The following is a 10,104-nucleotide window of genomic DNA, read 5'->3' on the forward strand; positions in this document are numbered from 1 at the left end:
AACACCATTTACGCCTACTACCATAATTACATAAGGTTTCTTATTGGCTGGAATTTCAAATTCAGTAGCTTCACCTCTATTTGTTTCTGACAATAATCCAGCAATTTCTTCTCGAAGTATTTTATTTAATTCCTCGGTTCCTAGGTATTTATCTTCTGCTACTCTAGCTTCAATACGTTTGATGATTTTTAATGTAGTTTCTACTCCTACGTCTGATGATACTAAAACTTCTTCCAAATTATCCAGAACATCTTCATCGACTTTAGATTTTCCAGCAACGGCTTTGGTTAGTTTAGAAAAAAAAGAGCTGCTAGATTTTTCTAGACCTTTGTCTAAATTTTGTTTTTCTTGTTCGTTTAAGATTGGCTCTTTCTTGTCTGAAGAGAATAATTTTTTAAAAAAACTCATTTTTTAAATTGATTAGATTATTAGACTTTTAGATTATTAGACTAAAAACCGAAAATTTAATAGGAGCCTAAAGTTTTCGTTTTAGCCCTGATGAAGTGGAAATCCTTTTTTGTGGTTTTGTACTTCGACAGGCTCAGTATGACAAAACCACAAAAAAGATTGAAACGACAGCAGGAATATGGATTATTAAAATGCCCGAATGTTTTGCTCTTAAAAATATTGCTTACAAATATAAAATAAAAAAGCTACTTCCGAAAGAAAGTAGCTTTAGTATATTTTGTATTTGATTATTTCTTTTTCAAGAATGTATCTACATCTTCTGGAGACATGATTGACTCTACAAAAGTGTAAGCACCAGTTTTTGGAGATTTTACCATTTTGATAGCTTTAGATAATCTCTTAGAAGCTGTTTGTAAAGATGCTACGGTTTTCTTTGCCATGACTTATATTATTTAATTTCTTTATGAACAGTTACTCTTTTCAATACAGGATTGAATTTTTTAATCTCCAAACGATCTGGAGTATTTTTTTTGTTTTTAGTTGTAATGTAACGTGAAGTTCCAGCTACTCCAGAAGTTTTATGTTCTGTACATTCTAAAATTACTTGTATTCTATTGCCTTTCTTTGCCATCTTGCTATATAGTTTTTTGGATCAGATTATTTAATAAATCCTTGTGACTGCGCTTTTTTCAAAACTGCAGCAATTCCATTTTTATTAATCGTTTTAATTGTAGAAGCAGCTACTCTTAAAGTAATCCATCTATCTTCTTCAGCTAGGTAAAAACGTTTTTTAAGCAAGTTTACAGAGAATTTTCTCTTTGTCTTGTTCATCGCGTGAGAAACGTTATTTCCTACCATCGCTCTTTTACCAGTAAGGTCACAAACTCTTGACATTATGTTATGTTTTATCGTTATTCAAAATTCAGAGTGCAAAATAACAAAAAATAAATGGTTGTAGCAAATTAAATTTAATAGTTTTTTAAAATTTCTTTATAAATAATTTCAAAAGCTTTATTTACAGTTCTATCAATGACTTTCTCTCGTGGTTGTCCAAATTGAAATTCCTTCGAGAAAACACCATTTGGAGTTGCAATTCCAATAAAAACTGTTCCAACTTCTACATCAGAATCGCCTTTATTTGGCCCAGCATTTCCTGTGGTTGCAATAGCAAAATCTGATTTTAATATTTTTTGAGATTGCAAAGCCATTGCTTCTACTACTTGTTTGCTGACTACAGAAAACTGATTGATTATTTCTTGTGAAACATTTAAAATATTGACCTTAGACTCAGTTGAATAGCCTACAATACTTCCTTTGTAATAGCCTGAAGATCCTGAAACCGATGTAATTATCGAAGCTATTTTGCCTCCAGTGCAACTTTCAGCAGTAGAAATCGTAAAGTTTTTTTCGGTTAAAATTTTCCCTAAAACAACCTCGATGGTTTCGTCTTCTTCAAAACCTACAATACAATCTGAAATGAGAACTTTTAACTTTTCAACTTGATTTTTTATTCCAGATTTTAAAATTTCTTCGCTTGTTCCTCGAGCTGTTAATCGCAAACGAACTCTTCCTGGACTTGGCAAATAGGCCAATTTTATGAATTGAGGCAAATTGTCTTCTACCGATTCTATTCGTTCTGCCAATAAACTCTCGCCAACGCCGTAAGTTAAAATGGTTTGATGAATGATAAATGGACGTTCGAATTTGGCTATTAATTTTGGAATTACTTCATTTGCCATGATGTATTTCATCTCGTAAGGAACACCTGGCAAAGATATAAAAACAGTGTTTTCCTTCTGCATCCACATGCCTGGCGCGGTGCCCACTTGATTGAAAAGTACTTCGCATTTTGAAGGCACAAGCGCTTGGTCTTTATTCATTTGTGTAATGGGACGCTTGAAAAAATTTTCAATCATTTCAGTTACATGATCTAAAACTTTTTGATTATAAACCAACTCATCATCAAAATATTCACACAATGTTTTTTTGGTTATATCATCTTTTGTAGGACCTAAACCACCAGTAATAATAACAACATCAACTTTATTTTGAAGTGTAGAAAGTGTTTTTAAAATATGCTCTTTATTGTCTGTAATGGAAAGCATTTCATGGACTTGAATCCCAATTTTATCCAGAGATTTGGCTATAATTCCAGAATTTGTATCTACAATTTGACCAATAAGAATTTCGTCGCCAACAGTTACTATACTTGCTTTCATTATAATATTAAATATTAGTTTTGGGTTTTAAACCTTGGTAGAATTATAAACTGAAATCTTTTTTAACTTCCGTTAAAGCGGCGTCTACTCTTTTTGAAAGACTTTTAAAAACTTCTTCAATTTCTTTTTTCTTTCCTAAATTTTTGGTCCATTTTTCGATTTGAAGAATTTCTTCATGTGCATTTTCCATGCCCAAAAGGTCAAGTGTAGGCTTGGTTTTGTGTGCAAAAGCATAAGCTTGAGAATGGTTTTTCTCTTTTATACCTTCCTTTATTTGTTGTAAATCTTCGGGTACTTCAGTTATAAAGAGATTGAGTATTTGTAATACAAAATCCTTGTCATCGTCTGAAATTGCATAAACTTTTGCTAAATTGTAATGTATTGCCATCTATTTAATTTGAATTCTAAATAATTTATTACCTTCCAAAAACCCTTCCAAAACATCCTCAGAATTTACTTTTGCAACTCCTGAGGGTGTTCCTGTAAAAATAATATCTCCAATTTTTAAGGTGAAAAATTGAGAAACATAACTTATTAGCTCATCAATTTTCCACAACATATTGTCCGTATTCCCACTTTGAACAGTCTCACCGTTTTTGGTTAGATCAAATTTAACATTTTCTAATGAATTGAAAGTGTTTTTATGCAAAAAATCTCCAATCACAGCAGAACCGTCAAAAGCCTTGGCTTTTTCCCAAGGCAATCCTTTTTCTTTGAGTTTATCTTGTAGGTCACGAGCTGTAAAATCGATTCCAACACTTATTTCATCATAATATTTATGAGCAAATTTGGTGTCAACATATTTTCCTACTTTGCTAATTTTGACGATTAATTCAATTTCATGGTGCACATCGTTTGAAAATTCTGGAATTACAAATGGATGTTGTTTTAACAAAACCGCAGAATCTGGTTTTAAAAAAACTACAGGTTCTGTTGGACGTTCATTTTGTAATTCCGCTATGTGTTCGGTGTAGTTGCGACCTATGCAGATTATTTTCATTTCTTAAAATTCAAAGATTTAATGATTCAAAAATTGAAAGATTAAATTATTTAGTATTTAGTTTTCTTAGTTTAATTGCTGTTAAAACTTTCTTTGTATATAGCGGAAAATCGGCGTTTTGAATCCAACTAAAATATCCAGGTTCGGTTTCAAGCACTTTATCAACTTTGACTCCTTTGTGTTTTCCAAAAGTGAAAATTTCTTCGTTGTCTTTATCAAAAGCTATCATGCCTGCAAAATCTGCTATTTTTTTTCGGGTTGTAAATTCTGAAAGCGATTTCATATCATTTTCCAATTCTGGATAGCGATCAAGTTGGGCTTTCAAGATTTCGTAGGTTGCCATGGTATCTGCTTCGGCAGAATGCGCGTTTTCCAATGATTTTCCTGTATAGAATTTCAATGCTGCACCCAAAGTACGCTCTTCCATTTTATGGAAAACTGTTTGCACATCGACGGAAACTCTATTTTTCATATCAAAATCCACTCCAGCGCGAAGTAATTCTTCTGCCAGCAACGGAATATCAAATCTATCTGAATTGAAACCTGCCAAATCCGAATCTTTGATGATATTATAAACCTGAGAAGCCAATTCGTTAAATGTTGGCTCATTGGCTACTTTTTCATCTGTTATTCCATGTACTGCTGTGGTTTGTGCTGGAATTGGAATGGTTGGATTGACGAGCCATGTTTTGCTTTCTTTGTTTCCGTTGGGGAAAACTTTAAAGATTGATATTTCTACAATTCTGTCTTTTCCGATGTCGATTCCTGTAGTTTCAAGGTCGAAAAAGCAAATTGGTCGTGTTAATTTGAGTTCCATTTAATTTTTTTGTGTTGTTACAAATATAAAAGTTTCAAAGCTACAAAGTTTCAAAGTTTTAAAATTTTTTATTTTAAATTAAAAGAAAATACAGATTACAGAAATTTACAAATGTGGTTATGAAGTAAAAGCTCCCAAGTAGCCCTGATTGCAGTGAAAATCCTTTTTTTTATAGTGTCACACTGAGCCTGTCGAAGTGTGACGCTATAAAAAAAGATTGCAACGGAAAGCAGGAAATAGCTTCAAAAAAAAAGCGACTCAAAATTTGAATCGCTTTTTTTACTTTAATTATTTTTTAGAAATCTCTATTGATATCGAATGCTTCTAGGTAATCTGCTACACGTTTTACAAAACTTCCGCCTAAAGCGCCATCGACTACGCGGTGATCATAGGAATGCGAAAGGAACATTTTTTGACGAATTCCGATAAAATCGCCTTCGGGTGTTTCTATAACTGCTGGCACTTTTCGGATGGCTCCGAGTGCAAGAATTCCTACTTGTGGTTGGTTAATAATTGGGGTTCCGAAAACAGAACCAAAAGTTCCAACATTTGTAACTGTATAGGTTCCGCCTTGAGTATCGTCTGGTTTTAGCTTTCCTGTTTTTGCACGATTTCCAAGATCATTTACTGCTTTTGCCATTCCGACAAGGTTTAATTGATCTGCATTTTTAATGACTGGAACAATTAAATTTCCGTTTGGCAATGCGGCTGCCATTCCAAGATTTATATTTTTCTTTTTGATGATGTAATCGCCATCAACAGAGATATTCATGCCTGGAAAATCCTTCAAGGCTTTTGCAACGGCTTCCATCATAATTGGTGTGAAAGTTAGTTTTTCACCTTCGCGTTTTTCGAAAGCTACTTTTACTTTTTCTCGCCACTTCACAATATTGGTCACATCTACTTCGATAAATGATTGCACGTGTGCCGATGTTTGAACCGAAGCGACCATGTAGCCAGAAATAAGCTTACGCATTCTGTCCATTTCAATAATTTCATCACCACCATTTACCGATTGAGGTACAGATGTTGGTTGTATGTTTTGAGTAACGGGTTTTTGTATTTGAGATATTTCTTGCTGTTCGTTTGCTACCTTAACTTCAACATTTGGCGTTATAATTTGAGACTTTCGAGCTTCAATGTAAGCCAAAATATCTTCTTTGGTTAACCTTCCATCTTTTCCTGAGCCACCAACCAAGTCAAGTTCTAAAAAGGTTATTCCTTCTGCTTTGGCTATATTTCTAACCAATGGTGAATAAAATTTATCTGAATTGGAAGAATCTAATATTGGTAATATTGATTCTTTTGCAGCTTCAATTGATTTTTCGATTTCTGTAGCAGCAACTTGAACTTCTGGTTTTGGTGATTCAATTATTGCATTTTCTGCATCGGTTTCAATAATAGCAATGGTTTGACCAACCTGAACCAAATCATCTTTTTTAAATAATTGTTCTACCAAAATACCAGAAACTTCGCTAGGCACTTCGCTATCTACTTTGTCTGTAGCTATTTCCAGCACCGCTTCGTCCATTTCTATTTTATCGCCTACTTGTTTTAACCAATTGGTGATGGTTGCCTCTGCAACGCTTTCTCCCATTTTTGGAAGTTTCAATTCAAATCTTGCCATATTGTTTGCCTAAAAGGTGGTTTTGGTTTTGATTGTGCAAAAATACTAAAAGTTTTTAGTTTTAACCACGAATTGCACAAATTTGCACAAATTCAAAAAAAGCTAAATTTATTATTTTAAATCTGATACTAAAATAACTTCGCCTCGATCATTGCTGCTATTGCTACCGATAATGTATTTAGAGTTGGCAATATAATTTTTAAATCTAATGTTTTTTGATTTTTTAGCTTCCATAAAACTGATTATTTCATTGAAAGAAAAAGAATTAATATCGAAAATAATTTCGTAATTAGTATGTTTTCTATTTGTAAATTTTTTAAAATCATTACAATAAAATACATTTTTTTTACAGCTTAAAACTGAATTTGATTTTGAGAAAAAAATATATTCGTCAACTAAAAATTTTTTATTTATTTGTTTATTTTTTTTGGAATTACTAAAAACAAAACTACCAAATCTCATAAAAACATCGAACAAAAGCGATTGATGAAAATGTTTTTTGTAAAAAAAATTCATAGCTTCTTGAAAGCGTTTCATATAAGTATTGTCTTTTACGGTACTTTCTCCTTTGTAATGTATGACAGTTGTTTCGTGAAAATAATAATTGGATTTTCCTTTCAGAGAAACCATATAAGACAAATCAATATCGTCGGAATACATAAAACAATTTTCGTCAAAACCGCCTACTTCGAGATACAATTCTCGTTTCATGACCATAAATGCTCCTACTAGAATATCGACTTTTCCTGTTTCATTTTCATTTAAATGCTGCGCATAATATTTCCCGAAGTAATTGGATACTTTATACAAGCCGAAAATTTTGGTGAACGCTACGAATGGAGTAGGAACGCCACGCTTGGATTCTGGTAAGAAATTTCCAGTTCCATCAATGAGTTTGCAACCAACAATTCCTAGATTTTTTTGTTTTTGGGCAAAATCTAAAATTTTTATAAAAGTATCTTCGGCTACGACCGTATCTGGATTGAGAATGCAAATATATTTGCCTTCGGCTTGGGCAACTCCAATATTATTACCTTTTGGAAAGCCTGAATTTTCTTTGTTTTCGATGAGTTTTACATTTGGAAAACGAGATTTCATCATAGCAAAACTATCATCGGGCGAATTATTATCGACTACAATAATTTCGGCATCAATATTTTGAATGGCTTTTTGCACGCTAAGCACGCATAGTTCTAGAAAATAACGAACATTGTAGTTGAGGATTATGATGGATAGTTGCATACTGTATATTTATAGCAACTTGGTTAAGTCGTTGGGATTTTTGGCATTGTTCCAAAAAAGTATCAAATCTAGTTGATTTTTATCTTTTAATATTTTATAAAATAAAGTAGTTTGCTTCGATATTACTATTGAATAACAATTGTATTGAGTGCTATATTTTCCCATTTCAGATTTTAGTGATAAAGTTTTAAGAAATTCATCCACTAAATCTTCAAATTTCTGTACTTCAATGGCATTCCATTTTAATAAAATAAAATCCATCTCTAAATAATAACTACTTATTGCTTGCGGCTTCCATTCAATGGTTAGAATCATTTTAAAAACGGATAACGCAATTTGGTTTTTCGTTTCATTTCTTCGTGTGAAATCCCTAATCCTTGCTCAGACTCACGCAATCCCTTTTCAATGACTTTAGCAAATAATGGATGATCTTCAATATTTGCATAAATTTTTTCTTCTACATTATATTCTATTGTTGGTTCTTCTACTTTAAAAATAATTGAATCTGAAACTTTATATTTTTTGTTTGAATTATCCATTACATTTGAATTTAAAATCAAATATACAAAATAATTTTAAAAAAAAGATAGCCCAAAAGTTTGTAGAAATTCCCAAAACTTAATCTGATAGCCCCGATTGAAGCCGATATCCCACGTGTCATTGCGAGGAGGAACGACGAAGCAATCTCGTGGATAAAGGCGAAAGCGGGAAAATAACATAGCAAATAAATCCCGAACCATTTGCTCCTAAAAGAATTCGTAATTCGTAATTTAATACCTTACTTTTGCAAAAAAATATACTTGTGAATTACTTATCTGTTGAAAATATTTCGAAATCGTTTGGCGAAAGGACTTTGTTTAAAGACATTTCGTTTGGGATTAATAAAGATCAAAAAATTGCTTTTATTGCTAAAAATGGTTCTGGAAAAACGACCATAATGAGCATCATAAATGGTTTAGAAGAGCCTGATACTGGTCAAGTTGTGCTTAGAAAAAGTATTAAAATGGCGTTTTTGTCGCAAAATACTAATTTGCAGGAAGAATTGACTATTGAGGAAAGTATTTTTGCATCGGATAATGAGACTTTAAAAGTGATTGAACAATACGAAAAAGCGTTGGGAAATCCAGATGATGCCGATGCGTATCAAAAAGCATTCGATGATATGGATCGCCACGATGCTTGGGATTTTGAAACGCAATACAAGCAAATTCTATCCAGACTTAAACTCGAAGATTTTAAAATTAAGGTAAAAAATATGTCGGGCGGACAGAAAAAACGTTTGTCGCTGGCTATAATTTTGATTAATCGTCCTGATTTGTTAATTCTTGACGAACCTACGAATCACTTGGATTTGGAGATGATTGAATGGCTGGAAAGTTATTTTGCTAAAGAAAATATCACGTTGTTTATGGTTACTCACGACCGTTTCTTTTTAGAACGTGTTTGTAACGAAATTATAGAATTAGATAACGGAAAATTATACCAATATAAAGGAAATTATTCGTATTATTTAGAAAAAAAAGAAGAACGTTTGGCTTCTGAAAATTCAAGTATCGATAAAGCTCAAAACTTGTTTGTAAAAGAATTGGCTTGGATGCGCCGCCAACCCAAAGCACGAACTACAAAATCGAAATCGCGTCAAGATGATTTTTACGATATTAAAGAAAAAGCAGAAAGCAGACGAAAAGAAAATGTCGTTGAACTTGAAATTAATATGGAACGCATGGGAAGCAAGATTATTGAGCTTCACAAAATTTCTAAAAAATTTAAAGATCATGTTATTTTAGATAATTTTAGTTACGATTTTCAGCGTGGTGCCAGAATTGGTATCATTGGTAAAAATGGTACTGGAAAATCAACTTTTTTAAATTTATTGACGGGAACTATTCCGCTTGATGGCGGAAAAGTTGTGGTGGGAGAAACCATCAAAATTGGTTATTATACGCAAAGTGGTATTAATCCAAAACCAGGTCAGCGTGTTATTGATGTGATTAAAGAGTATGGCGAATATATTCCCTTGATGAAAGGCAAAATAATATCGGCATCGCAATTGTTGGAACGTTTTCTATTTGATTCTAAAAAACAATATGATTTTGTTGAGAAACTGAGTGGTGGCGAATTAAAACGATTGTATTTGTGTACCGTTTTGATTCAGAATCCTAACTTTTTAATCCTTGATGAGCCAACCAATGATTTGGATATTGTAACATTGAACGTTCTTGAAAGTTTTCTTTTAGATTTTCCGGGTTGTTTGCTTGTGGTGTCGCACGACCGTTATTTTATGGATAAAATTGTAGATCATTTATTTGTTTTTCGTGGTCAAGGAGAAATTGAAAATTTTCCAGGGAATTATTCCGATTTTAGAGCTTATGAAGACAGTGCCGATGTAGCTCAAAAAGAGGAAAACAAAGCAGAAAAGAAAGAATGGAAACAAAACAATCCAACTGGAAATTTAACGTTCAACGAGCAAAAGGAATATCAAAAAATTGAAAAAGAAATTAAAGATTTAGAGCTTGAAAAGGTCAAAATTGAACAACTATTTTCCGATGGAAAAGTACTTGATGGAGATATTTCGGCAAAAGCCAAAGAACTCGAAAACATTATCAATAAAATGGAAGATCGAGAAGAACGCTGGTTTGAATTGAGTGCAAAAATGGAAGGATAAATTTAAACACAGATTTCACAGATTTACACAAATTTAATCTGTGCTAATCTGTGAAATCTGTGTTAAAGAAATGCTATTTCAAATTAAATCATATCTAAAATTCCTCTGGAACTCCAAAAACGAACA

At 32.5% G+C, this 10,104-nt stretch carries 13 protein-coding genes; 1 reads left to right on the forward strand and 12 read right to left on the reverse strand.

Translation table 11 applies throughout. From position 1 onward, the window contains the following. From RMN92_RS13085 to RMN92_RS13140, 12 genes are all read right to left on the reverse strand, one after another. On the reverse strand, nt 1–408 hold a 408-nt coding region (locus RMN92_RS13085; protein ID WP_309609883.1), incomplete at its 3' end, for a signal recognition particle receptor subunit alpha. A gap of 287 nt (nt 409–695) precedes the next feature. After that, nucleotides 696–848: a DUF4295 domain-containing protein gene (locus RMN92_RS13090; protein WP_309609884.1), complete on the reverse strand. Its 153-nt coding sequence runs from the start codon at nt 846–848 to the stop codon at nt 696–698. Nucleotides 849–856: 8 nt separating this feature from the next. Continuing rightward, nucleotides 857–1,039 carry a 50S ribosomal protein L33 gene (gene rpmG, locus RMN92_RS13095; RefSeq protein WP_016988713.1) on the reverse strand — a complete coding sequence of 61 codons (183 nt, stop codon included), beginning with the start codon at nt 1,037–1,039 and terminating at the stop codon, nt 857–859. A 26-nt stretch (nt 1,040–1,065) separates the two neighbouring features. Beyond that, the gene (gene rpmB / locus RMN92_RS13100) at nt 1,066–1,302 is read right to left on the reverse strand and encodes a 50S ribosomal protein L28 (protein WP_309609885.1); all 237 of its coding nucleotides are present in this window, start codon (nt 1,300–1,302) and stop codon (nt 1,066–1,068) included. Nucleotides 1,303–1,376: 74 nt separating this feature from the next. Then, on the reverse strand, nt 1,377–2,627 hold the full coding sequence (locus tag RMN92_RS13105; RefSeq protein ID WP_309609886.1) for a CinA family nicotinamide mononucleotide deamidase-related protein: 1,251 nt from the start codon (nt 2,625–2,627) through the stop codon (nt 1,377–1,379). 43 nt (nt 2,628–2,670) lie between these two features. Next, nucleotides 2,671–3,015, reverse strand: a complete 345-nt coding sequence (locus RMN92_RS13110) for an Hpt domain-containing protein (RefSeq protein ID WP_309609887.1) — start codon at nt 3,013–3,015, stop codon at nt 2,671–2,673. Then, entirely contained in the window at nt 3,016–3,627 is a 612-nt protein-coding gene (locus tag RMN92_RS13115; protein ID WP_309609888.1) for a fumarylacetoacetate hydrolase family protein, read from the reverse strand. Nucleotides 3,628–3,673: 46 nt separating this feature from the next. Next, a complete protein-coding gene (locus RMN92_RS13120) occupies nt 3,674–4,444 on the reverse strand; it encodes a 3'-5' exonuclease (RefSeq protein WP_309609889.1) in 771 nt (256 codons plus the stop codon). 295 nt (nt 4,445–4,739) lie between these two features. Further along, nucleotides 4,740–6,071 (reverse strand): dihydrolipoamide acetyltransferase family protein, encoded by a 1,332-nt coding sequence (locus RMN92_RS13125; RefSeq protein WP_309609890.1) that lies wholly within the window; start codon nt 6,069–6,071, stop codon nt 4,740–4,742. A 111-nt stretch (nt 6,072–6,182) separates the two neighbouring features. Then, on the reverse strand, nt 6,183–7,313 hold the full coding sequence (locus tag RMN92_RS13130) for a glycosyltransferase family 2 protein (protein WP_309609891.1): 1,131 nt from the start codon (nt 7,311–7,313) through the stop codon (nt 6,183–6,185). Between the two features lie 9 nt (nt 7,314–7,322). Next, nucleotides 7,323–7,628 carry a hypothetical protein gene (locus RMN92_RS13135; protein WP_309609892.1) on the reverse strand — a complete coding sequence of 102 codons (306 nt, stop codon included), beginning with the start codon at nt 7,626–7,628 and terminating at the stop codon, nt 7,323–7,325. After that, a complete protein-coding gene (locus RMN92_RS13140; protein WP_309609893.1) occupies nt 7,625–7,852 on the reverse strand; it encodes a hypothetical protein in 228 nt (75 codons plus the stop codon). Before RMN92_RS13140 ends, RMN92_RS13135 begins: the two co-directional genes overlap by 4 nt. A gap of 263 nt (nt 7,853–8,115) precedes the next feature. Between RMN92_RS13140 and RMN92_RS13145 the strand changes: the two genes are divergently transcribed. Further along, the gene (locus RMN92_RS13145; RefSeq protein WP_309609894.1) at nt 8,116–9,978 is read left to right on the forward strand and encodes an ABC-F family ATP-binding cassette domain-containing protein; all 1,863 of its coding nucleotides are present in this window, start codon (nt 8,116–8,118) and stop codon (nt 9,976–9,978) included. The last annotated feature ends 126 nt before the right edge of the window (nt 9,979–10,104 follow it).

Origin of the sequence: Flavobacterium sp., assembly GCF_031363805.1 — a bacterium.
Lineage (GTDB): Bacteria > Bacteroidota > Bacteroidia > Flavobacteriales > Flavobacteriaceae > Flavobacterium.

What these genes read in the sequence shown, in the direction of transcription:
- RMN92_RS13090 (WP_309609884.1), bottom strand. Translation starts at nt 848, where the DNA reads ATGGCAAAGAAAACCGTAGCATCTTTACAAACAGCTTCTAAGAGATTA.
- rpmG (WP_016988713.1), bottom strand. Translation starts at nt 1,039, where the DNA reads ATGGCAAAGAAAGGCAATAGAATACAAGTAATTTTAGAATGTACAGAA.
- rpmB (WP_309609885.1), bottom strand. Translation starts at nt 1,302, where the DNA reads ATGTCAAGAGTTTGTGACCTTACTGGTAAAAGAGCGATGGTAGGAAAT.
- RMN92_RS13105 (WP_309609886.1), bottom strand. Translation starts at nt 2,627, where the DNA reads ATGAAAGCAAGTATAGTAACTGTTGGCGACGAAATTCTTATTGGTCAA.
- RMN92_RS13110 (WP_309609887.1), bottom strand. Translation starts at nt 3,015, where the DNA reads ATGGCAATACATTACAATTTAGCAAAAGTTTATGCAATTTCAGACGAT.
- RMN92_RS13115 (WP_309609888.1), bottom strand. Translation starts at nt 3,627, where the DNA reads ATGAAAATAATCTGCATAGGTCGCAACTACACCGAACACATAGCGGAA.
- RMN92_RS13120 (WP_309609889.1), bottom strand. Translation starts at nt 4,444, where the DNA reads ATGGAACTCAAATTAACACGACCAATTTGCTTTTTCGACCTTGAAACT.
- RMN92_RS13125 (WP_309609890.1), bottom strand. Translation starts at nt 6,071, where the DNA reads ATGGCAAGATTTGAATTGAAACTTCCAAAAATGGGAGAAAGCGTTGCA.
- RMN92_RS13130 (WP_309609891.1), bottom strand. Translation starts at nt 7,313, where the DNA reads ATGCAACTATCCATCATAATCCTCAACTACAATGTTCGTTATTTTCTA.
- RMN92_RS13135 (WP_309609892.1), bottom strand. Translation starts at nt 7,628, where the DNA reads ATGATTCTAACCATTGAATGGAAGCCGCAAGCAATAAGTAGTTATTAT.
- RMN92_RS13140 (WP_309609893.1), bottom strand. Translation starts at nt 7,852, where the DNA reads ATGGATAATTCAAACAAAAAATATAAAGTTTCAGATTCAATTATTTTT.